This is a genomic window from Pseudomonas sp. DC1.2, from assembly GCF_034351645.1.
Classification (GTDB): domain Bacteria; phylum Pseudomonadota; class Gammaproteobacteria; order Pseudomonadales; family Pseudomonadaceae; genus Aquipseudomonas.
Genome location: NZ_CP133782.1, coordinates 1,142,925 through 1,166,757 on the forward strand (window position 1 = coordinate 1,142,925; position 23,833 = coordinate 1,166,757).

A 23,833-nucleotide genomic window follows, 5' to 3' on the forward strand; every position below is an offset into this window, starting at 1 on the left:
GTAACGCGGGGCGCTCTATGTCGATCGGTGCCGAGCCAAGGGTTTAGTCAATCGACATACGTCACATAAGCAGTCATCAAATTCGGCCGTCGAAACGTATCGATGTCGTCCACGCGTTGGTGCATCTCTCTGACCATCTGCTTGAATGTCGCATCGTCCATGTCGATCCAGTAACGCGGGTTGCGCCCGATCAGGCGGTCGTAGTCGGCGGTGGTGGGGTCGAGGTGGCGGTATTCCTCGTATTGCGGCAGGTCCGGCAGTGGGCGGCTGACGTCCATGTAGTTCTGGATGAAGTCCCACAGCGCGCACGCGGATTTAGACTCGGGGCCGGGGCAGAGCAGGGCGCCGAAGTTGATCATGATGTTGCGGTAGCGATGGGCGAGGTAAAGCACGTTCATCGGCATGCCCTGACTGTCCGGTGACGTAGCGATGTAAGCGTCGAACTCGTAGAACGGTGCGCTGAGTTCACCGATGGTGCCGTTCTTTTTATATTCACCGTTGTTTTTGTAGTCGAAGACGGTGACCAGCCCGGTGCGGCGGTTAAGTTCCCAGATGGGGCCGCGGGAGGGTTTTAGCCAGAGGCTTGGGAAGTGTTTCACGACTATTGAGCCGATTGCCCAGGATAGGAGTGGTAGGCCGAAAATAATGGAAAAAAAATCAACAAACCAACTTATTGTGGATTCCCATGCTGGCTCTTTCCCTGTTGAAATATCTAAAATAAATATAGGGGTGCTGACTACTAAGAGTATGAAAAACATGTACTTTCCGAACGCTTTCATATATAGCCAAAAATGAGAGCTCGCAGGAAGAAGCGCGTACCTAAAGCGTTCGTGGTCATCCTTTATGTGGAAATCAATAAGTTCGTATGAGCTGGGAGCATAGGTGTTTGTGGCTATTTGCTCTTCCCGCTCTTTTTTGATTTTTTCTTGATGACGAAAATCATTTGGCGAGTAATCCTCCACAAAACTTACCGGGCATACATCATCTGCGTTACCCCAAGGCAACCTGATTTTCGCAAAACGCATGATCCATGGCCGTTCAGCCGAACGTTCTTGTTGAGGTACCTCGCTAGCCCCGTAGGCAGTCTGGGCGTACCACGATTCACTGGTCATTAATTGCTGTCTCGCGATTTATGTGTAATTTCATCTGCCCAGTACAGTTTGCCTTCGCTGTCGAAGTTGGGTTTCTTGTAGGTGTCATCAAATGGCGTACCGTCCTTGGGCGGTGGCGCCGGAAAGTGCCATTTCTGCTATCAATCGACATACGTCACATAAGCAGTCATCAAATTTGGCCGTCGAAACGTATCGATGTCGTCCACGCGTTGGTGCATCTCTCTGACCATCTGCTTGAATGTCGCATCGTCCATGTCGATCCAGTAACGCGGGTTGCGCCCGATGAGGCGGTCGTAGTCGGCGGTGGTGGGGTCGAGGTGGCGGTAGGCCTCGTATTGCGGCAGGTCCGGCAGCGGGCGGCTGACGTCCATGTAGTTCTGGATGAAGTCCCACAGGGCGCACGCGGATTTAGACTCGGGGCCGGGGCAGAGCAGGGCGCCGAAGTTGATCATGATGTTGCGGTAGCGATGGGCGAGGTAAAGCACGTTCATCGGCATGCCCTGACTGTCCGGTGACGTAGCGATGTAAGCGTCGAACTCGTAGAACGGTGCGCTGAGTTCGCCGATGGTGCCGTTCTTTTTATATTCGCCGTTGTTTTTGTAGTCGAAGACCGTGACCAGCCCGGTGCGGCGGTTAAGTTCCCAGATGGGGCCTCGGGAGGGTTTTAGCCAGAGGTTAGGGAAGTGTTTGATGACTATTGAGCCGATTGCCCAGGATAGGAGTGGTAGGCCGAGAATCCAGGAAAAGAAAACGTTAAACATGATTTTGGTGGACTCCCATACAGGTTCATTTCCTGTTGAGATTCCTAAAAAATAAGTAGGGATGCTGACTACAAAAAATAGAAAAAATAAAACACGCCCTCCTCCTGACATGTACATCCAAAAATGAGAGCTCGCAGGAAGAAGCGCGTACCTAAAGCGTTCGTGGTCATCCTTTATGTGGAAATCAATAAGTTCGTATGGGCTGGGAGCATAGGTGTTTGTGGCTATCTGCTCTTCCCGCTCTTTTTTGATTTTTTCTTGATGACGAAAATCATTTGGCGAGTAATCCTCCACAAAACTTACCGGGCATACATCATCTGCGTTACCCCAAGGCAACCTGATTTTCGCAAAACGCATGATCCATGGCCGTTCAGCCGAACGTTCTTGTTGAGGTACCTCGCTAGCCCCGTAGGCAGTCTGGGCGTACCACGATTCACTGGTCATTAATTACTGTCTCGCGATTTATGTGTAATTTCATCTGCCCAGTACAGTTTGCCTTCGCTGTCGAAGTTGGGTTTCTTGTAGGTGTCATCAAATGGCGTACCGTCCTTGGGCGGTGGTGCCGGAAAGTGCCAGCGTTGATTTTTTTGTTCCAGCACACACTGCGCTCTCACTTGCCATTGTTGTGCGATGCCAGAGGAACCTGTGACCACATCGAAGGCATAGTTCGGTGGGGTTTCGAAGAACAGTTCCACGCCCTGCGGTAGCAGCCTTTGGGCTTTGGGTTGCACAAGTTCGCTGTTGATCAGTTTTGTAAACGGTACGCTTTCACTTTTGATGCGCCCAGCCTTTAGCTCGAATGTATTGAGTCGGCAGTGGGCATTGATATTGAGCGTCCCCAGGTTGGAAATTAAGCCGGGCAAGTTACTTTCGATGCGAATGCAGGTGTTGGATGAGAGCACTTGAAACGGCGTTTTAGCGTGACTGCCAAGTTTGGCATTGGGCACAAACTCAGGATTGGTACCGATGTTGATGCGAATGTCGGCAAACAGACTGATCAGGTAGTAGAAGCCACTCTGTGGCTCCAGCAGGTGCGCATTGCCTGAATGAACCTGCGTGCCGAAAGGGCCATTGACCAGCCATTCTTCGATGGGTTTGTCGCTTAGCCACCAAGCAATTCCGGCGCCGATGACGATCAATATCAGTGCGACCCAACCTGCCGGACCAAGACCGAGGAAGGTGACCGTGCCGATAATCAGGCCACTGAGCGCGCTGACTGCTCCACCCACGGCCATCATCAAATAGCCCCAACCGGCGTCATCGCCCCATGTCCACGCATACCAGGCATCTGAAAGGCCAATGGCTGTGAGTACCAAACCGCTGGTTATTTGCGCAAACAGTCGCACAGTAAATTCCTTTACTAAATACTCGAGCGCTAGAGTGCTGAGGGTTCTCGCGGCCTCATCTGAAATAGTAAAAATAACCTTGCGCCCAGCCGCTAACACCGATTGGGTGCCGGCAAGTTTTACAGTCAGCATCTCCAACGCGATAACTAGATCTACTCCCGCTCCTACCCCGGATATAACTAGTCGAAACACCCCCTTTTCCCGTCTAATTTGCTCCGCCGCCGCCCACTCCGTCCTAACATTCCAAATCTCCAACATCAAAACCCCCGCCGCAAACGGCAGCGAGTTCAGCACCCGATAAACCCGGCTATTCCCCAACTCCGCCAGTTCATCCACACCCTTTTGCAACGCGCCTTTCACTGTCGTTTTGTCACCCGCCCGCGCGTCAACATCCTCTTTATGCACCGCATTGATCCGTCGATTCAGCGCACTAAGACTGCGCGCCGTCGGGTGATCCACCGGCATCACCAGCAGTTTGTAGTTACCTGTGCGGGGGGCGCTCGGTGTTTCGAACGCTTCAGCATTGCCCGCCTTCAACGGCTCGCCCCCAGCACTCAAATACTCACCCACCCCCCGCCGTGGCCGCTGATCCGCAGTCGGCACGTCGGACAAACCAAAGAGGTAATAGTGCTGCGGATCAGCGTCACGGCGATTGATGAAATGCATTTCACCAAAGGTATTGGGCATCAAACTGCGCAACAAGCCCACGCTTAGGCCGTGCAAATAGGCACTGGTGGGGGCGACGTTCGGGCTCTGCGTCCCGGCGCCGGCCGATTTGTTGACCGCGCTGCTGGCGGTTTCAACCGCGCCCGCGAGGGTTTCATAAATGCTGACCAACGTTCCAATGGCCGCTTTCGATTGGCCGGTGAGGGTGCTGTTCAGGCGGGCGCTGGCCAACAGACTTTCGAGCAAATGACCATCAAGGTGTTCGGCTTGTGGGTAATAGGGGCCTGGCTCGGTTTCGAATACGGCGAGGTGTGCCGCGCGCAACCGACCGTCGCCCTCGTTGAATATTTTCTCGGTGGGCGGCACATAAGGCGCCGCCAGTTCGGCTTCATCAACGGCCGGCCAAAGCATCCCGTGCAGCGGGTGCGCCGGGTCGTGAGCGATGTCGTTGATTAACGTCTGGCCACGGCTGGCTTGCGGACTGTAAAGGCTCAAACCGCTCAACGCGTGGGTGACGTCGCCATTGCTGGCCAGCGGATCGAGTTGCGCGGGCACGGTGGCGAGGCTCGCAACGGTCTGGCTGACAGCCAGCAACGCCGCCAGATAATCAAACCCGTCCAGGCTCAAATGATCGGCCAGGGTTTGCTGGGTCACCGGTTGTTGCAGGCACTCGGCAAGCAGCGTCTGCGCCCTATTGAGTTGTTGCCAAAGCAACGCACGTTCCGCGGTGGCGGTGAAGCGATTGATGTCACGGCGACCGGCCTCTTTCACTGTGTCGAAACAGGCGTGCAATGGGTTTTTCTGGCCGCCGATGGTGGGCGGCACGATCAATTGCTGAACCATCACCGCGCTGGCGTGGTGCGGATGCAGGCTGGCGCGCTCGGCGCACAGCGTCAGCAGTTGCTGTTGCTGCTGGATTTGTGAGTGCAGATGGCGCAAGCGGTGACGCGGGTCTTCCAGTAGCACGCCGCATAAACGCCGTTGCCGAGCCGCTTGCAGAACATCGACGACGGTGGGCTGGGGTTGCCAAAGATCCGCGTCATCGGCGGGCGGCGTTGTCTCACGTAAATGGTGCAGCAGTGTGGCGAGACAATCGGCCCAGGCGCTGCTTTCGAATGTGTCAGGTAGCGCGGGTGTGGCGCCTTGCTCCCACTGATCCAGACACGCCTTGGCTTCGGTTTTACGCTGCGCCGGGAATTGGCCCGACAGGTCGCACACGTAACGGCCCGGATGCTCCAGTACGTATTCGAAACCGCTTTGACGCGCCCGTTGCGCGGCGATCAGGCTGACGGGAAAGGCTCGCGCCGCCAGGTTGCGCCAGGTAACGCTGGCTTTTGTCGCGGTATCGGATGCTTGTGCATCCTTCGCGTTGAAGCGACTGAAGGCCTCCAGCATCGCCTGCCCATCGGGCTGCTGGTCGAAAAATCGTTCGAACGTCTGGCTCTCGCAGTGCAACGCGGGGCTCTGGCACCGTAGGGCGCGTAGTGCCGAATCTTCCTCAAGGCGTTTGAGGCGTGCGGCGCTGAGCTGGATTTCACTGAAACACAGCTGCACGCTGCCGGCCGTTTCATTGTTCCAGGTGGCGGGCAACCAGATGTCAGCGAGGCCGACGCCGCTGCTCAGTCGGTAATCGTCGCTGAAGCCGTCCTGCTGGCGATACGCCTGTAAGTCAATGTCGTGATACGTCGTCAGCTCATCGTCCTGACGGACTTCCAGCTCGCGCCAGAGCCGGTCACGGTAAAACACATAGACATAACCGCTGCGGCACAGCACCGGGGTGCCGAGGTCGTAGCGACTGCGAGTGCCGGGCAGGGCCGTGAAGGGGATGACCGGGACGATTTGATTCCACTGCGCCTCGATCTGGCGTGGGGTTATGCGCACATCGTCCAGCAGGGGCAGGTGGATCGGTGGGCCTTGGGCGGTGGCAATTTCCAGCCATAACGAATGGTTGAGCGGCGACGACCAATCCCACACCCACAGGTCGCTATGGACAGGCGTCGAGCGCTCGGTTTCGCACACGAACGCCTCAGTCAGGCCGTTGAGCCGTTTTTGGCCGGACTGATCAAACATCACCAGTCGCTGGTCGCTGGAGTGATCAGTGCCAATGACCTGCACAATCAGTTTGGCCCCCTCGCAGGAGGGGCCATCTGTCAGCGTTCCGAGGCGCTTCATCGCTGAGCCGCCGGGCAGTGGGCGCTCAGGAAGGTACGGAGATCGGCGGGGTCGTCGATGCCCTGCACCAGTGCCTGGCTCATCACCTCCCAGGCGTGTGAATAGCTGAGGTGGGGATGTTGCTGCCACCAGCCATACAGAAATTGTTCGCTGCGTTGGCGAGTCAGGGCTTGTTCCTGGTCGGCGCTCAGGTGCAGGGCGCCTGTGATGTGTTCTTCGGTCCAGTTGCCCGCATCGGGATTGTTCAGGTCGCGCCAGCTTGTATCGCCAACGGCCCGTGCAGCCCACGTCTCGCCAAACCCGCTCAGGCGATTGATCGGCCCCAGCCAACGGCCGAGGTCTTGTGCTGTGCAGGCCGCAAAGAAATAGCGGGCGACAGTGGGGTTGCTGTAGCGCAGCACGCCTTTGCGTTGCCGGTCGAAGTGTACGAACAGGATATGCCGCAGGTGTTTAAGCACCGAGGCGGTGTCGTGGGTGCTTTCGATCACCAGACCGGGCCATTCGGCGGGGCTTTGTTGAATCGCTTGCCTGAGTGTTGGCTGGTCGTTGAGTTTCACCAGCAGGGGGCTTTGCTCTGCATAACTGTTTAATGCGGTGGTGCTGAACAGCGCATGGGTGAGCGGATGAGTGGCCAGGGCGTAGAGGTTTTTGAGCAGGGGGGCAGGGCGTTCCAGCAGGCACCAAGTGTTCATGAGCGCTCTCTCAGTGCTTTGCGGCATGGGCAGTCGCTTAGCGGGCAATCCATCGGTGTACCGCCTGAGGGCTTCTGGCACAGTTCAATCAAGGCCTCGTCGCCTTGCAGCCGTTTGAGCAACACGACATCTACCGGGTCGGTGTGGGGTGGTTTGCTCCCGTCAAGCGACACCGGGGCGGCCGCCATCAGCGGTAACGGTTGCCCGCCGATCTGCATGGGCACGCTGCTGAAAATTCCGGCCGAGGTCAGCGTGATCCACGCTCCCCCGGCCTGGAGCGTGGCGCTGGCGCCGCCGTCGATGACCATGTTCTGGCCCGCAGCGATGTGAATCTGTTGCCGGGCTGTCAGGCGTTGCGTGGTCACGCTGACGTGTCGGTCGCCGTGAACGCTCAGGTGGTCGTTCTGCCTGAGTTCTGTCAGGCGATTGCCGTGGGTGATGTGCTGTTCTTCTGCGTGAAACTCATGACGGGCATCGCCGCCGACCACGATGCTGCGCTGGTTATTGACCTGCACCTGCTCGTCATTCACTACGTGCCGCAGGTAATTGCGTTGGGCGCGGACGGAGATTTCTTCGGCACCTTTGCGGTCTTCGATGCGCAGTTCGTTGTAGCCATCGCCGCCGGGGCTGCTTCGGGTTTTGAAGAGGCTGCGGGTTTTATCGGCGGGCAGGTCGAGCGGCGGCTGATTGGCCCCGTTGGCCAGGCAGCCGACGATCATCGGCTCGTCCGGGTCGCCTTGGTAGAAGCCGATGATCACTTCCATGCCGACCCTTGGAGTCAGCACGCTGCCATAGCGGTCGTGCGCCCAGCCACCGGCGACGCGTACCCAGCAACTTGAGTGGTCGTTGTATTGACCGTCACGGTCCCAAGGGAACTGGATGCGCACGCGACCGTATTCGTCGCAGTGGATTTCTTCGCCTGGAGGGCCGCAAACCACTGCGTGTTGATAGCCGTTAATGGTGGGCTTCGGGTGATTGAGCGCGGGTCTGAACGGCGTGTCCCACGGGGTGGCCAGAAAGGTATTGCGGTAGCCTTGGGGAAACTCGTCGTCAGCAGGGCTGATAGCCTCGGCTTCGAGCACTTGCGGTTGCTTTGCGGTGTGCCGGACTTCCGTCAGCAACCACAAATCGTTCCATGGCTGGCGCGGATGATTGGTCAGGGACAGGAAGTGACCGCTGACCAGCATCGGTTGATCGCTATCCCCTGTGGCCTGGCGATAATCGCTGCGGTGCCGTTCCAACGCCCGTTTCGAAAGGTGTTTGCCGCGTTCACGGTCGGTGAAGTGGCCGGGAAATCCGTAGTCTTCCAGCGTCGGCATGGACGCACTCTTTGCGCCACTTTCAAGGCTGAGCAAGGGTTTTTTGAAGTCGTAGTCGCGGCGCGTTACGGCGGTGGTGCGGGTGTCCAGGGCCAAGGTGAACGTGTTGATCACCGGTGCTTCGGCGACCATTGCACGCGCCTGCTTGTAGGCGGTAGGCCGAGCAAGTCTGGGGAATACCGTTTGGTCATCACCGAACACCAGCACGTGACCGTCGCGGCTGTGCTGAAAGTGGTAGTGCAAGCCTTCCTCTTCGCAGAGGCGTTGTAAAAAGTGCAGGCTGCTCTCGCCGTGCTGAACGCAATAGTCTCGTGGGCGATAGTCCATGCCGAGCGTAAAGCGGTAGGCATCGCCGAGAATACCGTGGGCTTCAAGCACGTCGGCGATGATCTGCGGCACGCTCCGTTTCTGGAAAATCTTATGATCGAAGCAGTGATCGAGGTAGGCCAGGCTGGGCACCAGGCTAAGCCGATAACGGGTCAGGCGTTTACTTGAGTCGCCTTGGGCGACGCTGTAAATCTGGCCGTGAACCCCATGGCCGTCGCGGTCCAGGCTCAGAAAGGCCATGCGGTGCAGCAGGCTTTCAAGGTCGAGATCGGCGCGTTCGCTGACCAGTTCGAGGTCGAAGCGAAAGGGCTGGCTGATGGCTTCCTTACCGGTTAACTCGAGGACGTGCAGGTCGTGTTGAAAACCTTGTATGTCCAGGACGACAGTGGCTTGGTTGGCAGCGCCGAACATCACACATCCCATGTGTTGATTGAGTAGAGGGGGACTGTGAATGAGGTCTCTGGAAAGCGATGCAGGGCGTTTCTGTTTGTTGTGAAGGCAATGGGTTTTTATGGTGTAGGATTTTTCGTTGCTGGATTTCTCTCTCTTTAAAGTGGCCCAGACCCCATTGGGCTGCATTCAGTCCGCCAGGCGGGCTGCCGTGACAGTCCGATTACGTTATACTCGCCGGCTTTCAAAAGTTCGCCAACGAGTGCTGCCCGCCATGGAAATCAACCCGATCCTTAACAGCATCAAGGACCTGTCCGAGCGCTCCGAAACTATTCGGGGGTATCTTTGACTACGATCAAAAGCATGAGCGTCTGACTGAAGTCAATCGTGAGCTTGAAGATCCGAGTGTCTGGAACAACCCGTCGTATGCTCAGGAATTGGGCCGCGAGCGCTCGCTGCTGGCGCAGATCGTCGACACCCTCGATGAAATGCACACCGGCCTGACCGACGCCAAAGAATTGCTGCTGATGTCCGCCGAAGAAGAAGATCAGGCGGCCGTCGACGACGTCTCTGCCGAAGTCGAACGTCTGCGCGAATCCCTGGAAAAACTCGAATTCCGTCGCATGTTCAGCGGTGAGATGGACGCCAACAACGCTTACCTGGACATCCAGGCTGGCTCCGGTGGTACCGAGGCTCAAGACTGGGCCAACATCCTGCTGCGCATGTACCTGCGCTGGGCTGACAAACGCGGTTTCGACGCGACCATCATGGAACTGTCGGCCGGTGAAGTCGCCGGGATCAAGGGCGCCACCATTCATATCAAGGGTGAATACGCCTTTGGTTGGTTGCGTACCGAAATCGGTGTGCATCGCTTGGTGCGCAAGAGCCCGTATGACTCTGGTAACCGTCGCCATACCTCGTTCTCTGCCGTGTTCGTGTCGCCTGAAATCGACGACAACATCGAAATCGACATTAACCCGTCGGACCTGCGCATCGACACCTACCGCTCCTCGGGTGCCGGTGGTCAGCACGTAAACACCACCGATTCGGCTGTGCGGATTACTCACGTACCGTCCAACACCGTGGTGTGCTGCCAGAACGAACGCTCCCAGCACGCGAACAAAGACACCGCGATGAAAATGTTGCGGGCACGCTTGTACGAGCAGGAAGTGCAGAAACGCAACGCCGCCTCCCAGGCCCTGGAAGACACCAAGTCCGACATCGGCTGGGGTCACCAGATTCGCTCGTATGTACTCGATGCGTCGCGAATCAAGGATTTGCGCACTAACATCGAACGCAGCGACTGTGACAAGGTGCTCGACGGCGATATCGACGAATACCTGGTAGCCAGCCTGAAACAAGGCCTGTAAACCGCCAGTCAAGACCTTAAGTCCCCTGCCACCGGTGGGGGCAACGAACCTGTGATGGAATCTTTAAAGACATGAGCGACCTAGAACTCGACCCGCAAGCCCTGCAACAGGAAGAAAACTCCCTGATCGCCCTGCGCAAGGAAAAGCTGGCTGCCGAGCGCGCCAAGGGCCAGGCTTTCCCGAACGACTTCCGCCGTGACGCTTACTGCGAAGACTTGCAGAAGCAATACGCCGACAAGACCAAGGAAGAGCTGGCAGAGGCTGCAATCGCGGTCAAGGTTGCCGGTCGTCTCATGCTTAACCGTGGCTCGTTCATGGTGATCCAGGATATGTCCGGGCGCATTCAGGTTTACGTCAACCGTAAGACCCTGTCTGAAGAAACCCTGGCAGCGGTCAAGACGTGGGACCTGGGCGATATTATTGCCGCCGAAGGCACCCTGGCCCGTTCCGGCAAGGGTGACCTGTACGTAGAAATGACCCATGTGCGCCTGCTGACGAAATCCCTGCGTCCACTGCCGGACAAGCACCACGGCCTGTCCGACACCGAACAGCGCTACCGCCAGCGTTACGTTGACCTGATCGTCAACGAAGACGTGCGTCAGACCTTCCGCGTGCGTTCGCAAGTCATTGCGCACATCCGCAGCTTTTTGATGCAGCGTGACTTCCTCGAAGTCGAAACGCCGATGCTGCAAACCATCCCCGGTGGTGCCGCGGCCAAGCCGTTCGAGACACATCACAACGCGCTGGACCTGGAGATGTTCCTGCGGATCGCGCCGGAGTTGTACCTCAAGCGTCTGGTGGTCGGCGGTTTCGAGAAGGTCTTCGAAATCAACCGCAACTTCCGCAACGAAGGTGTATCGACCCGCCACAACCCAGAATTCACCATGTTGGAGTTCTACCAGGCTTACGCCGACTACGAAGACAACATGGACCTGACCGAAGAACTGTTCCGCGAACTGGCGCAGTTGGTCCTTGGCAGTACCGACGTACCTTACGGCGAAAAAGTGTTCCACTTCGGTGAGCCGTTTGTACGTCTGTCGGTGTTCGACTCGATCCTCAAGTACAACCCTGAGCTGACCGCTGACGACCTGACCGACATCGACAAGGCGCGCGCGATCGCCAAAAAGGCCGGCGCCAAGGTGCTGGGCTTCGAAGGTCTGGGCAAGTTGCAGGTGATGATTTTCGAAGAACTGGTCGAGCACAAGCTGGAGCAGCCGCACTTCATCACTCAGTACCCGTTCGAAGTGTCGCCGCTGGCGCGTCGCAACAACGACAACCCGAACGTCACTGACCGTTTCGAGCTGTTCATCGGAGGCCGTGAAATCGCCAACGCCTACTCCGAGTTGAATGACGCGCAAGATCAGGCTGAACGCTTCATGGCGCAGGTGGCCGACAAGGACGCCGGCGACGACGAAGCCATGCACTACGACGCCGACTTCGTTCGCGCGCTGGAGTACGGCATGCCGCCAACCGCGGGTGAAGGCATCGGCATCGACCGGCTGGTGATGTTGTTGACCAACTCGCCGTCGATTCGCGATGTGATTCTGTTCCCGCACATGCGACCGCAAGCGTAAGTGTTTCAATTAAAAAGCCGCCTATGACAGGCGGCTTTTTATTGCCTGTCTGGTACAAATGTATCAATTGGTTACTTTTTACGTATACAGAGGAATGCTTGTCGTGAACCGTGCAATTGCTCAAGAAGGTGCAGCGGGTATCGCCACTGCAGTCGCTGAAAGTGTTCAGTACCAAGGCCGAAAAGCGAGCCGACAGGGCAGTGAACAGCGCCGGCAGGAGATTCTCGATGCGGCCATGCGCATTGTTGTGCGAGACGGCGTGCGCGCCGTGCGTCACCGTGCGGTTGCTGCCGAGGCGGGGGTGCCGTTGTCGGCCACCACGTACTACTTCAAAGATATCGATGACTTGCTCACCGATACCTTTGCCCAATACGTGGAGCGTAGCGCCGCGTTTATGGCCCGGTTGTGGGCCAACAATGAAGGCTTGTTACGGGCGATGGTTGTCAGCGGAGACGGCAGCGCTGAGTCGCGCTCACAACTGGCGGACGATATTGCGCGGCTGATGGTGGACTATGTACATCTGCAATTGATCGCCCGTCGCGAGCACCTGATGGCCGAGCAAGCTTTTCGCCAGGAAGCGTTGCTCAATCCGCGTCTGGCGTTATTGGTGCGCTCGCACCAGCAAATTCTCCTGCAGGGTACGTGTCAGCTTTTTCAGGTGCTGGGCTCCCGCGAGCCACAACAGGATGCCAAAGTGTTGACGGCGATTGTCGGACGGATGGAATATCAGGGCCTGCTCAACGATGCGGAGCCTGAGGCCGAAGCGGAAATGCTCGGTATCCTCACGCGCTACATGCATTTGGTACTCGCATCGGTGTGATTCCGTGTGGAAACGCACAACGCTGTGGGCGCGAGGCGGCTTGCGAAGGCGGTTTTACATTCAACATCCAGGTTGTTTGAGACAACGCCTTCGCGAGCAGACTCTATCCAGCATGGCGTCGGTGGCCACTTCAGGTCGGTGTGTGTTCATAGGGAGTGTTGAATGAAAGCCTGGCGCGTCATGGTGATCGCCTTGTCGTTTCTGCTGCTCAGTGGCTGTCTGGTGAGCTTTGACACGCCAGCGCCCGAAAGCGCGCCCGCGCCCAAGGGGTTGCTCGGAAAATGGAGCAGCACCAATGCCTGGGGCGAGCCGATGAACCTGGAGTTGAGGCACCTGGGCGACAATCGCTATCAGGCTGTCAGCTACTTCAAGGACCAGCCCCGTGAGCGTGATGCCTATCCCTTCACTGTGTTTCGTCATGGCAGTCGCTGGTACCTCTCGGCAAAGGTGCCGGCCAGGTTCGGCGGGCATTTCACCCTTGTTGGTTTCGAAATCAACGAAAAGCATGAATTGGTGGTCTACACCCTCGACCTCGAACAGATCAAGCAGGCCATGGGGCAAACGGTCTTGATGGGCGAAAGCGTGCAGACGGATGAGGGCGACGGCGTATTGATCCACAGCGCGATGGATCAAGTGTTCGCTTACCTCGACGACCCGGCCAATAGCGATGTGTTCGTTGAGGCCGTGCGCTACCAGCGCCGGGTCAAAGCCAAATAAACGCAGTACGTAACGGTTCTAAACAGGAGTTTCGGGTGGACGATTACCAGCAGACGATACGCACGTTGTCCGACCGCATTGTGCTGGCACAGACGCCGATTCGCGTTCTGGATGCGGTGAAGTGGGACGAAAGCATCCGCAAGGGTTTTCTCAAGGCCAAGGGCAAGGAAATGCCTGCCGTTGACCGCGATTACTACCTCAATCGGCCACTGTCCTTTGACTCCAGCAAGGTGAAACTGGAATTCCAGAACATCGAGCGTGACATCACCCGCCAGCTCGGCCAGTTCAACCCGGTCGGGCAGATCATGCGTCGCATGTGCAAGGAATACCGCATGGTGGTGCGCATGCTCGAAGCGCGAGGCACTGAGGATTTCGGTCTGATTTCCCAGGAGTTGTACGGCGCAGCGTCCGACGCATTCCACGCCGGCGACCCAACCCTGGCCGACCTGGGTCTGATGCTCTCCGATTACCTGAACAACATCGACGGCCGCGGCGATCTGAAGGACGAGCCGAAGACGCTCACCGCCAAGGACGCAGTCAATCTGCTGCAAAGTCGCTTGAACAAAGTATTTGGCGAAGCCGAGGAAACGATTCGGGTGTTTGAGTCCGACGGGATCGTCGCCGATGCGGCGGCGGGTGCGGATTACATCAAGATCCGCGCCGACGCGATGTTTAACGACCGCGACGTGCGGGCCCTGGAAGTCCACGAAGGATTGGTGCATGTGGGCACCACCCTGAACGGTCAGAACCAGCCGATTTGCACCTTTCTGTCCAAAGGCCCACCGTCGTCCACCGTGACTCAGGAGGGCCTGGCGATCCTGATGGAAATCATCACCTTCGCCTCCTACCCGAGCCGTCTGCGCAAACTGACCAACCGGACCCGCGCTATCCACATGGTGGAAGAGGGCGCGGACTTCTTGCAGGTGTTCGAGTTCTTCCGCGAGCAGGGTTTTGAAATGGCCGAAAGCTACGGCAACGCAAGTCGTGTGTTCCGTGGCTCGGTGCCCAATGGGCTGCCATTTACCAAAGACTTGTCCTACCTCAAGGGCTTCATCATGGTTTACAACTACATTCAGTTGGCCGTGCGTAAAGGCAAGCTGGAGCAGGTGCCGCTGTTGTTCTGCGGCAAGACCACGCTGGAGGACATGCGAACCTTGCGTCAGCTCGTGGACGAAGGTCTGGTGGTGGCGCCCAAGTATTTGCCAGAACAGTTCCGCGACATGAACGCCCTGGCGGCCTGGATGTGCTTCTCCAACTTCCTGAACCATCTGAGCCTGGACCGGATCGAAGCGGACTATTCCAATATTTTGTAATACACCGACTGATCGTTTCACTGCGAGGTTTCAACGGATGAGAATCCTCGGCATTTTCTGTCTGCTCCTGACGCTCGGCGGTTGCAGTTCGCTGCTGTTCTACCCTGAGCCCGGCCAGCCGTTTACCCCGGACAAGGCCAGGCTTGAATACCGTGACGTCACGCTGACGACCGCCGACGGTCTGAAACTGAATGCCTGGTGGCTGCCAGTAAAAAAAGGCGTCGAGGTCAAAGGGACCGTGCTGCACCTGCATGGCAACGGCGGCAACCTGGCTTACCACTTGGGGGGGAGCGGGTGGTTGCCGAAAGAAGGTTATCAAGTGCTGTTGGTGGACTATCGCGGTTATGGCCTGTCCGAAGGTGAGCCGAGCCTGCCGGCTATTTATCTGGACATTGACGCCGCGTTCAAGTGGCTCGACCTGGCCCCCGAGGTCAAGGGCAAGCCGTTGATCGTGCTGGGCCAGAGCCTGGGCGGTTCGATGGCGGTGCATTACCTTGCTCAGCATCCCAAGCGCCAGCCGCAACTCAAGGCGCTGATACTTGACGGCGCGCCGGCCAGCTACCGCGATGTCGGCCGATTTGCCCTGAGCACGTCGTGGCTGACCTGGCCATTGCAGGTGCCGCTGTCGTGGCTGGTGCCGGACGGTGACAGTGCGATCAACGTCATGGCGCACCTTAACGGTGTGCCGAAACTGATTTATCACAGCATCGACGATCCGATCGTGCCTCTTTCCAACGGCATCCGTCTGTATCAAGCTGCGCCGCCGCCGCGCGTGCTGCAACTGACCCGAGGTGGGCACGTGCAGACTTTCGCCGACCCGGTCTGGCGTCAAGTGATGCTGCGCTATCTCGAAGATCCGCAGCATTTCAATGGTCTGCGCCGCCTCGGTGAAATTCCGAATTACCCGGTGCCCCTGAATTCAAAAGATCAACCACCTGAGAGCCCGCAATGAGTGAAGAACGCAACGCCATCCCGCTGATCATCACCGGTATCTGCAGCATCCTCGGCACCGTCGGCGCCCTGTGGTTCTACGGCTACCTGCATTTCGCCAAACCCGAGGATGCATTGCTGCTCAACGACTTCACCATGCTCAAGACCGTGCCGGGCGAAGACTATAAAGTGTCGCTGGAGCCCGCAGCGCAGGTTGCCCAGTGTATTGATGGCGTGCTGGTGCTGTTTGACACCGAACAAAAAGGCCTGACCGGCGTGCTGATCAACGGCCAGAAAAAAGCCGTGCGGTGCATGGGGCAGGAGACGCCGCAGAAGCTGGAACCGTAAAAAGCGGTGATCGCCAAAGATCCAATGTGGGGGGTGGATCTGCTCGCGAAGGGTGAATGGCAGTCAGTCTGACTGTTGGCTGTTCCACCGTTCCTGCTCCCACAGGTGTGATGAATTGCATGCCAATAAAAAGCCCCGCCGTGACTGAGTCAGGCGGAGCTTTTGCGTTTCAGCGTGAAGCTTAGTTCGAGCTGACGGACGAACGAGGCATCACGGGTTGGTTATCGTTGGAAATGGTTACTTCCACCCGACGGTTCATTGCGCGGCCCGAGACGCTGCCGTTGTCAGCCACCGGGTATTCCTTGCCGTAACCCTGGACGACGATGCGTGCCGGGTTGACGCCCATTTTGATCAGCGCGACTTGCACCGCCGTTGCACGACGTTCCGAGAGCGACTGGTTGTAAGCTGGCGAGCCGGTGCTGTCGGTGTAACCCTCGACAATCACTTTACGGTCCGGGTTTTCCTGAAGGAATTGCGCCAGCTTGTTGATGTTCACCAGACCGGTGGACTTCAGGTCCGCCTTGTTGGTAGCGAACAGCACGTCACCGAAAGTTACCAAAGTACCGCGATCGGTCTGCTTGGCGTTCAGGCTGTCCTGCAACTGTTTGATCTGAGCGTTGCGCGCATCAAGGATTGCACGGGCGCGCTGGTCACCGGCGTTCTTCAGGTTGGCTTCAGCCGTGCGCAGGGCAATGGTCTGCTTGGCCACTTCAACCCGCTGGTTAGTCAGATAAGCCAATTGATCGACTTTTGAAGCGTCTTGTTTGTCTTGATAGGCCTTGTCAGCCTTGTCCATGTAGTCGCTTGCATCTTTGGTTTCCAGCGCCGCGACTTTGCTAGCTTGCGGGTTGGCTTGCAGCCCGGAGTAGTTGGTACGGGCGTTTTCCAGATTCGCGTTAGGCGGTGTGGAGCAGGCAGCCAGAGCAACACTTACGGCCAGCAGGGCAGGGATCATCAATTGTTTGCGCATAGTGGTTTCGTCCTTTTAATCGATTTCGAAATACGTGGGGCTGTCAACAGCGGCTTATTGCACGCTGCGCATGCCTTCCTGACGCAGTTCCTGAACCCCTTTCTGGGAATCCTTCAGAGCCTGTTCGGCTTTGGCGGCCTGGGCCTTGCGCTCGGCTACGCGAGCGTCCCACTCAGCCTGTTCGGCCAGACGCTTGGCTTCGTCGTACTTCTTGTCGTGCATGGCCATTTCGGCTTGTTTCAGCTTGTCTTGCGCGGACTTCATTTCCACTGCTGCGAATTCGGTGCCGCCGGCGCTGACCGCGCTGTTAACTGCCGATTGAGTCACGGCGTATTGCTCGGTCGGCGGGTTGCCAGCGCAACCGGCCAGAACGAAGCTGCTGCCGATAGCCAAGGCAGCCAGTTTCAGACCGCGCAGGTGGGTGAACGAGGATTTGGCAGTGCTGGTATTCATGGTCTTCAACTCCATTGGATAACTCCTGAAAAACGTCAAAATCCATCCTGGTTTGGGAGCCGTAACCGAACATTCAGCGGGTGAAGTGAAACGGCCGTACCAGGCGTGGTTACTGGGTACGACCTGAGGCGTTTTTCAAAAGTTCAGAGAAGATGGCCTATCGCCTAAAATTTTTTTGACTGAACGGACAAGGCTCTAAACCGGGAACTTTAGCCGCGCGCAGCGGTATCCCTCACCCTGGCTTGGCGTGGGAATGCGCTTTTTTTGAGGGAGGAAGAACGCGAAAATCAGTGTTTCTGTTTGTCGTCCACAGCGGACAAATCGTGCAAATGACGACGCGACAACGCCAGGAAACGCGGCGTTGGGCCGACGTCTTCATACAGCGGATCGCCTTCCTCATCGGTGGCGACCACGGTCGAACCTTTCACGTAGGGAAAGCTCTTTTCAAGCTCTTCCAGCGCGGCGCCGATCAGTTCGCCGAGCAGTTCTTCGGGATGCCGTTTAGGGTACATCTCGGTAATTGCCGCCAACCGCGCGGCAGCTTCGACGTCCAAATGAATGGTGTAGCCCGAGTCAGTCAGGCGACCCTTGGCGTTTTCTTCCCAATGCTGGGCGAGCTCGCGAATTTTCATAGTGACCTCTTGGCAGGCAGGGTATGTGTCCGGCGGCGGCCGGCGGGAAACCGTTGTAAGGCTTACTGTTGAGACTAGCTTCAACCCGTAAGGTTTAAAGTCCCTTCGTCGTCTGCTTGTAAGAACCGCTTGGCAGCGGCACTCTTGGGGCTCTTAGCCGCCCGGATTTTTGCTGGAGAACTGCTGATGACCGATATTGATGCACGCTTGCGCGAGGACGTTCACCTCTTGGGTGAGCTGTTGGGCAACACGATTCGTGAGCAGTATGGGGATGGTTTTCTCGACAAGATCGAGCAGATCCGCAAGGGCGCCAAGGCTGACCGTCGCGGTTCCGTGGACGCCGAACTCAGTGCCAGTCTCAACCAGCTCAGTGAAGACGAATTGCTGCCGGTAGCGCGAGCGTTCAACCAGTTTCTCAATCTGGCCAACATCGCCGAGCAGTATCAGCTGATTCACCGTCGCGAAGAGTCAGTGCCTGCGCCTTTCGAGGCGCGGGTGCTGCCCGAGCTGCTGGCTCGCCTGCGTGCCGAAGGGCATGGTGCTGAGTCCCTGGCTCGACAATTGGGGCGGCTGGAGATCGAACTGGTCCTCACTGCGCACCCGACCGAGGTCGCACGCCGCACCCTGATCCAGAAATACGACGCTATCGCCGCACAACTGGCGGCTCAGGATCACCGAGACCTGACCAGTGCCGAGCGTGAGCAGATCCAGGGCACCTTGCAGCGCCTGATCGCCGAAGCCTGGCACACCGAAGAAATCCGCCGCACCCGACCAACGCCGGTGGATGAAGCGAAATGGGGCTTTGCGGTCATCGAACACTCGCTATGGCAAGCGATCCCCAACTACTTGCGCAAGGCCGATCAGGCCCTGCACACGGCCACGGGCCTGCATTTGCCCCTGCACGCCGCGCCGATTCGCTTCGCTTCGTGGATGGGCGGCGACCGCGATGGCAACCCGAATGTCACGGCGGCCGTGACCCGCGAAGTGTTGCTGCTGGCACGCTGGATGGCGGCGGATTTGTACCTGCGTGATGTCGATCACCTGGCCGCTGAGTTATCGATGCAGCAAGCCAGCGATGCCCTCAAAGCCAAGGCCGGTGACAGCGCCGAGCCCTACCGCGCGGTGCTCAAGCAATTGCGCGACCGCCTGCGGGCCACGCGCAACTGGGCGCAGGCGTCCTTGAAGGTCAACACGCCGGCATCGGCCGATGTGCTGCAACACAACCGCGAACTGCTTGACCCGCTGGAGCTGTGTTACCACTCGCTGCACGAGTGCGGCATGGGCGTGATCGCGGACGGACCGCTGCTGGATTGCGTGCGTCGGGCGGTGACGTTCGGCTTGTTTCTGGTGCGTCTCGATGTGCGCCAGGATTCGTCCCGGCATACCGCCGCCATGACTGAAATCACCGATTACCTGGGCCTGGGGCGCTACGAAGACTGGAGCGAAGAGGAGCGCATTGCCTTCCTGATGCGCGAACAGCATAACCGCCGGCCACTGTTGCCGGCGTACTTCAAACCGTCCGCCGATACTGCCGAAGTGCTGGCGACCTGTCGCGAAGTCGCCGCTGCGCCAGGGGCGTCACTGGGCTCCTATGTGATCTCCATGGCCGGTGCCGCTTCCGATGTGCTGGCCGTGCAACTGTTGCTCAAAGAGGCCGGCGTGTTGCGGCCGATGCGCGTCGTACCCTTGTTTGAAACCCTCGCCGACTTGGACAATGCCGGTCCGGTGATTGAAAAACTACTGCTGCTACCGGGCTATCGCTCGCGCCTGCAAGGGCCGCAGGAAGTGATGATTGGCTATTCCGACTCGGCCAAGGACGCCGGCACCACAGCGGCGGCCTGGGCGCAGTATCGGGCGCAGGAACGTCTGGTTGATATCTGCCGCGAACAGCAAGTGGAACTGTTGTTGTTCCATGGTCGCGGCGGCACCGTGGGCCGCGGTGGCGGTCCGGCTCACGCGGCGATTCTGTCGCAACCCCCGGGTTCGGTGGCCGGGCGTTTCCGTACAACCGAGCAAGGTGAAATGATTCGCTTCAAATTCGGCTTGCCGGACATCGCCGAACAAAACCTCAATCTTTACCTGGCAGCCGTGCTGGAGGCGACGTTGCTGCCACCACCACCACCGGAACCGGCGTGGCGTCATTTGATGGACGAATTGGCGGCTGACGGTGTCAGTGCTTACCGCGCCGTGGTGCGGGAAAATCCGCAATTTGTGGAGTATTTCCGTCAGTCGACCCCAGAGCAGGAACTCGGACGTTTGCCGTTGGGCAGTCGCCCGGCTAAGCGTCGTGCGGGGGGTATTGAAAGCCTGCGCGCCATCCCGTGGATTTTTGGCTGGACCCAGACGCGCTTGATGCTGCCGGCCTGGCTGGGCTGGGAAGCCGCGCTTGGCAATGCGCTGGCACGCGGCGAAGGTGAACTGCTGGGCCAGATGCGTGAGCAGTGGCCGTTCTTTCGGACCCGTATCGACATGCTGGAGATGGTGCTGGCCAAGGCCGACGCGGACATCGCTCGGTCCTACGACGAGCGATTGGTTGAGAAGGAATTGTTACCTTTAGGTGTGCATTTACGCGACCTATTGTCGCAGGCCTGTGCGGTGGTCCTTGGGTTGACCGGTCAGTCACAGTTACTGGCGCACAGCCCTGACACCCTGGAATTCATCCGTCTGCGCAACACCTACCTCGACCCGCTTCATCTATTGCAGGCCGAACTGTTGGCCCGCTCTCGGCAACAGGAAGTTGCACAGGACAGCCCGGTAGAGCAAGCGCTGCTGGTGTCTGTGGCGGGGATTGCCGCCGGATTGCGTAATACCGGCTAAGGTTTTCGCTGTAGGTTCAGGCACCTGGCGTGGTCCGCGGGTGCCTGCTGGCCAAGCGCGCCAGATGTCTGGCAGGCGACAGTTAATGACGGGGTTGCGACTTGGGGTACTCCGCCCAAAGGTCACGGCATGCGCGGGTTTCTCCGACTTTCGGCGACTTGTGTGGGCAGGGCCTGCTGTGTATCTTGATCAGCCTCTGACCGTTTGCGCGGTCACGATCCTATTTTTGAGATTGGCCCCACGAGGCGAATCTGACGTTATCCATATAAAAATTTGAGGAGCACATCGATGCGCGTCATTCTGCTGGGAGCTCCCGGGGCCGGTAAAGGTACTCAGGCTAAGTTCATTACCGAAAAATTCGGCATCCCGCAAATCTCCACCGGCGACATGCTGCGTGCCGCGGTCAAGGCTGGCACCGAGTTGGGTCTGGTTGCCAAGAGCGTTATGGACAGCGGTGGTCTGGTCTCCGATGACCTGATCATTAATCTGGTGAAAGAGCGCATCAGCCAGGCTGATTGTGCGAATGGTTTCCTGTTCGACGGTTTCCCGCGCACCATTCCCCAGGCTGAAGCCTTGGTGAAGGTCGGCGTCGAGCTGGACAACGTGGTCGAAATCGCTGTCGATGACGAAGAAATCGTTCAGCGGATCGCCGGTCGGCGTGTTCACGAGGCCAGCGGTCGCGTTTACCACACCGTGTACAACCCGCCAAAAATCGCCGGCAAAGACGACATCACCGGCGAAGCATTGGTGCAGCGTAAGGACGATACCGAAGAAACCGTGCGTCATCGCCTGTCGGTTTATCACTCCCAAACCAAGCCACTGGTGGAGTTCTACCAGAAACTGTCCGCCGCTCAAGGCAAGCCGAAGTACAGCCACATCGCTGGCGTCGGTTCGGTTGAAGCAATCACCGGCAAGGTGCTTGAAGCGCTGAGCTGAAAAGTCTGATTGGCTTTATCTTCTACGGCCCGCTTGCGGGCCGTAGTTGTTTATACTGGCGCACTTTTTCTGACCTCTCTTACGGATACATCGATGAGCACCTTGCTGGCCCTGGACACCGCGACTGAAGCTTGTTCCGTTGCTTTGCTGCATGACGGCAAGATCACGAGCCATTACGAGGTGATCCCGCGCCTGCATGCGCAGAAGCTGTTGCCCATGATTAAGCAGCTATTGGCCGACGCCGGAACCACCCTGCAAGCGGTGGATGCTATCGCTTTCGGTCGTGGTCCGGGCGCGTTCACGGGCGTAAGAATCGCCATTGGTGTGGTGCAGGGGTTGGCGTTCGCGTTGGAGCGCCCGGTGTTACCGGTCTCAAACCTCGCCGTGCTGGCCCAGCGGGCTTATCGCGAGCACGGGGTGAGTCAGGTTGCAGCCGCCATCGATGCGCGCATGGACGAGGTGTACTGGGGCTGCTACCGCGAAACGGCGGGGGAAATGCGGCTGGTGGGCCATGAAGCAGTGCTGCCGCCGGAAGTTGCCGCGCTGCCCGCTGATGCCAGCGGCGACTGGTTCGGTGCCGGCACTGGCTGGGGGTACGCCGAGCGCATCCCGGTCAGCCTCATCGGGCAGGACGCTGGCCTGCTGCCTCACGCGCAAGATTTGCTGACCCTGGCTCGGTTTGCCTGGGAGCGCGGTGAAACGGTGGTCGCGGATGAGGCGCAACCGGTTTATTTGCGCGATAAAGTGGCGACGCCCAAGGCTCGATAATTCGTTGTGCCGAGTGGGTCGCGTCACCCGTCGGCGCGGTCTACCGGGCTCTACGCTGAGGCTCTGGAGAACGAACCCGCCCGCGACAGCCATGGGCCTCGCGCAGCCAATCGTCAGTTTCTACAGGGCGCTTTTAAACCTTTTGCCTTTTATGTGTTCTAGTTATCACTCGTGATTTGCTAAGTCGGTCAAGTGCCGCTAAATTGCCACTATTGATACCGAGCATGACTTTATGCGTATAGACGGCGTTTCCTCTCAGTCCTACCCCATCAAGCGCAAGCCTCGCAAAGGCAATGTGGTTGAGGACGAGTCCGTTGATATCGACGGCGAGCTGGAATTTCCCTCCGAGGAGCAGCTGGCCGCTCGCGCCGCCAAAGCTTCCGCGCAGCGCCTGAGCAATCTCCCAGCCCGCCAGCAAGACATGATTTATCACCGGGCCATGAGCAAAAGCGTCGCGATGGCCTTGGCCAGCTACCTGAGCACCGCCGGTTTTGTCGATTGGGATGTCGATGTGCTGGGTCTTGATCTGTATATCTGATGCGGCTGCCTTACTACCTTGGTTGCCCGTCCTGGAGTGAAAACGCCTGGCGCGATTACTTGTATCCGCCAGACGCCAAAAGCGCCGAATTTCTCAACCTCTATTCTCAAGTGTTCAACGCCGTGGAAGGCAACACCACCTTCTATGCAAGCCCGTCTGCGGCCACTGTGCAGCGCTGGGCCGACATCATGCCCGAGCACTTTCGTTTCACCGCCAAGTTCCCGGGCGACATCAGCCACAGCGGTGACTTGCGAGAACAATTAACCGCTGTCGACACCTTCCTACAATTGCTCAGCCCGCTCGGCGAACGGGTTTCTCCGGTCTGGCTGCAATTGTCCAAAAGCTTCACCCCGCAACGATTGTCGGAGCTGGCTGTTTTTATCGATGCGGTGGGCCGGCCTCTGGCGGTCGAAGTGCGTCATGACGCGTTCTTTGCCAAGGGCGATGCTGAACGAATGCTCAATCGTCTGCTGCTGGATCGCGGTGTCGAGCGTATCTGTCTCGATCCACGGGCGCTGTTCAGTTGCACCTCGACTGAGCCGTCGGTGCTCCACGCCCAATCGAAAAAGCCCAAAGTGCCAACACGTCCAGCGGCGTTCACCCAATTTCCGCAAGTGCGCTTCATCGGGCATCCGGTACTTGAAGCCAACGATCCTTTCCTGATGCCGTGGGTCGAGAAAATCGCCGGGTGGATCGAAGAGGGCCGCACGCCTTATATCTTTCTGCACACCGCTGACAACCTGTTGGCGGCGAAACTGGCGCAACGTTTTCATGCACAACTGATGCGACGATTGCCTGGCCTGCCAGCGCTGCCTGAGCTATACAGAGAGCCTGCCGCCGAGCAACTTGACCTGCTCTGAGG

20 protein-coding genes are annotated in these 23,833 nt (G+C 58.2%); 12 read left to right on the plus strand and 8 right to left on the minus strand.

Annotated elements, in window-relative coordinates:
• Positions 1 to 47: 47 nt before the first annotated feature.
• From RHM68_RS05045 to RHM68_RS05065, 5 genes are all read right to left on the minus strand, one after another.
• The gene (locus RHM68_RS05045) at positions 48 to 599 is read right to left on the minus strand and encodes a hypothetical protein (protein ID WP_322220827.1); all 552 of its coding nucleotides are present in this window, start codon (positions 597 to 599) and stop codon (positions 48 to 50) included.
• 653 nt (positions 600 to 1,252) lie between these two features.
• On the minus strand, positions 1,253 to 1,873 hold the full coding sequence (locus RHM68_RS05050) for a hypothetical protein (protein ID WP_322220828.1): 621 nt from the start codon (positions 1,871 to 1,873) through the stop codon (positions 1,253 to 1,255).
• A 443-nt stretch (positions 1,874 to 2,316) separates the two neighbouring features.
• Positions 2,317 to 6,057, minus strand: coding sequence for a toxin VasX (locus RHM68_RS05055; protein WP_322220829.1), 3,741 nt, complete (start codon positions 6,055 to 6,057; stop codon positions 2,317 to 2,319).
• On the minus strand, positions 6,054 to 6,749 hold the full coding sequence (locus RHM68_RS05060) for a DUF4123 domain-containing protein (RefSeq protein ID WP_322220830.1): 696 nt from the start codon (positions 6,747 to 6,749) through the stop codon (positions 6,054 to 6,056). Before RHM68_RS05060 ends, RHM68_RS05055 begins: the two co-directional genes overlap by 4 nt.
• Complete coding sequence (locus RHM68_RS05065; RefSeq protein WP_322220831.1) at positions 6,746 to 8,806, minus strand: type VI secretion system tip protein VgrG; 2,061 nt, start codon at positions 8,804 to 8,806, stop codon at positions 6,746 to 6,748. The genes RHM68_RS05060 and RHM68_RS05065 overlap by 4 nt, the downstream gene beginning before the upstream one ends.
• A gap of 253 nt (positions 8,807 to 9,059) precedes the next feature.
• Between RHM68_RS05065 and prfB the strand changes: the two genes are divergently transcribed.
• From prfB to RHM68_RS05100, 7 genes are all read left to right on the plus strand, one after another.
• Positions 9,060 to 10,155 (plus strand): peptide chain release factor 2 gene (gene prfB, locus RHM68_RS05070; protein WP_322220832.1). Its coding sequence is split into 2 segments (ribosomal slippage): positions 9,060 to 9,131 and positions 9,133 to 10,155, totalling 1,095 coding nucleotides; the frame shifts between segments, so codons are not numbered across the junction.
• A gap of 71 nt (positions 10,156 to 10,226) precedes the next feature.
• A complete protein-coding gene (gene lysS, locus RHM68_RS05075; RefSeq protein WP_322220833.1) occupies positions 10,227 to 11,729 on the plus strand; it encodes a lysine--tRNA ligase in 1,503 nt (500 codons plus the stop codon).
• Between the two features lie 103 nt (positions 11,730 to 11,832).
• Positions 11,833 to 12,549: a TetR/AcrR family transcriptional regulator gene (locus tag RHM68_RS05080; protein ID WP_322220834.1), complete on the plus strand. Its 717-nt coding sequence runs from the start codon at positions 11,833 to 11,835 to the stop codon at positions 12,547 to 12,549.
• Between the two features lie 162 nt (positions 12,550 to 12,711).
• Positions 12,712 to 13,266 (plus strand): hypothetical protein, encoded by a 555-nt coding sequence (locus RHM68_RS05085; protein ID WP_322220835.1) that lies wholly within the window; start codon positions 12,712 to 12,714, stop codon positions 13,264 to 13,266.
• A 35-nt stretch (positions 13,267 to 13,301) separates the two neighbouring features.
• Positions 13,302 to 14,579: a flavohemoglobin expression-modulating QEGLA motif protein gene (locus tag RHM68_RS05090; protein ID WP_322220836.1), complete on the plus strand. Its 1,278-nt coding sequence runs from the start codon at positions 13,302 to 13,304 to the stop codon at positions 14,577 to 14,579.
• 37 nt (positions 14,580 to 14,616) lie between these two features.
• Positions 14,617 to 15,531, plus strand: a complete 915-nt coding sequence (locus tag RHM68_RS05095; protein ID WP_322220837.1) for an alpha/beta hydrolase — start codon at positions 14,617 to 14,619, stop codon at positions 15,529 to 15,531.
• Positions 15,528 to 15,857 carry a hypothetical protein gene (locus tag RHM68_RS05100; protein WP_322220838.1) on the plus strand — a complete coding sequence of 110 codons (330 nt, stop codon included), beginning with the start codon at positions 15,528 to 15,530 and terminating at the stop codon, positions 15,855 to 15,857. Before RHM68_RS05095 ends, RHM68_RS05100 begins: the two co-directional genes overlap by 4 nt.
• Before the next feature lie 181 nt (positions 15,858 to 16,038).
• Here the strand turns inward: RHM68_RS05100 and RHM68_RS05105 are convergent, their stop codons facing one another.
• The 3 genes from RHM68_RS05105 to RHM68_RS05115 form a co-directional block, all read right to left on the minus strand.
• Positions 16,039 to 16,827 (minus strand): OmpA family protein, encoded by a 789-nt coding sequence (locus tag RHM68_RS05105; RefSeq protein ID WP_322220839.1) that lies wholly within the window; start codon positions 16,825 to 16,827, stop codon positions 16,039 to 16,041.
• Positions 16,828 to 16,881: 54 nt separating this feature from the next.
• Entirely contained in the window at positions 16,882 to 17,295 is a 414-nt protein-coding gene (locus tag RHM68_RS05110; RefSeq protein WP_322220840.1) for a DUF4398 domain-containing protein, read from the minus strand.
• 272 nt (positions 17,296 to 17,567) lie between these two features.
• Positions 17,568 to 17,912, minus strand: a complete 345-nt coding sequence (locus RHM68_RS05115) for a pilin assembly protein (protein ID WP_322220841.1) — start codon at positions 17,910 to 17,912, stop codon at positions 17,568 to 17,570.
• Positions 17,913 to 18,098: 186 nt separating this feature from the next.
• Here RHM68_RS05115 and ppc point away from each other — a divergent pair, with 186 nt between their 5' ends.
• From ppc to RHM68_RS05140, 5 genes are all read left to right on the plus strand, one after another.
• Positions 18,099 to 20,729 (plus strand): phosphoenolpyruvate carboxylase, encoded by a 2,631-nt coding sequence (gene ppc, locus RHM68_RS05120; RefSeq protein WP_322220842.1) that lies wholly within the window; start codon positions 18,099 to 18,101, stop codon positions 20,727 to 20,729.
• Between the two features lie 288 nt (positions 20,730 to 21,017).
• Positions 21,018 to 21,665 (plus strand): adenylate kinase, encoded by a 648-nt coding sequence (gene adk, locus RHM68_RS05125; RefSeq protein WP_322220843.1) that lies wholly within the window; start codon positions 21,018 to 21,020, stop codon positions 21,663 to 21,665.
• Positions 21,666 to 21,758: 93 nt separating this feature from the next.
• Positions 21,759 to 22,433, plus strand: coding sequence for a tRNA (adenosine(37)-N6)-threonylcarbamoyltransferase complex dimerization subunit type 1 TsaB (gene tsaB, locus RHM68_RS05130; protein WP_322220844.1), 675 nt, complete (start codon positions 21,759 to 21,761; stop codon positions 22,431 to 22,433).
• 232 nt (positions 22,434 to 22,665) lie between these two features.
• Complete coding sequence (locus tag RHM68_RS05135; RefSeq protein WP_322220845.1) at positions 22,666 to 22,971, plus strand: hypothetical protein; 306 nt, start codon at positions 22,666 to 22,668, stop codon at positions 22,969 to 22,971.
• Positions 22,971 to 23,831 carry a DUF72 domain-containing protein gene (locus tag RHM68_RS05140; protein WP_322220846.1) on the plus strand — a complete coding sequence of 287 codons (861 nt, stop codon included), beginning with the start codon at positions 22,971 to 22,973 and terminating at the stop codon, positions 23,829 to 23,831. The genes RHM68_RS05135 and RHM68_RS05140 overlap by 1 nt, the downstream gene beginning before the upstream one ends.
• Positions 23,832 to 23,833 lie beyond the last annotated feature (2 nt).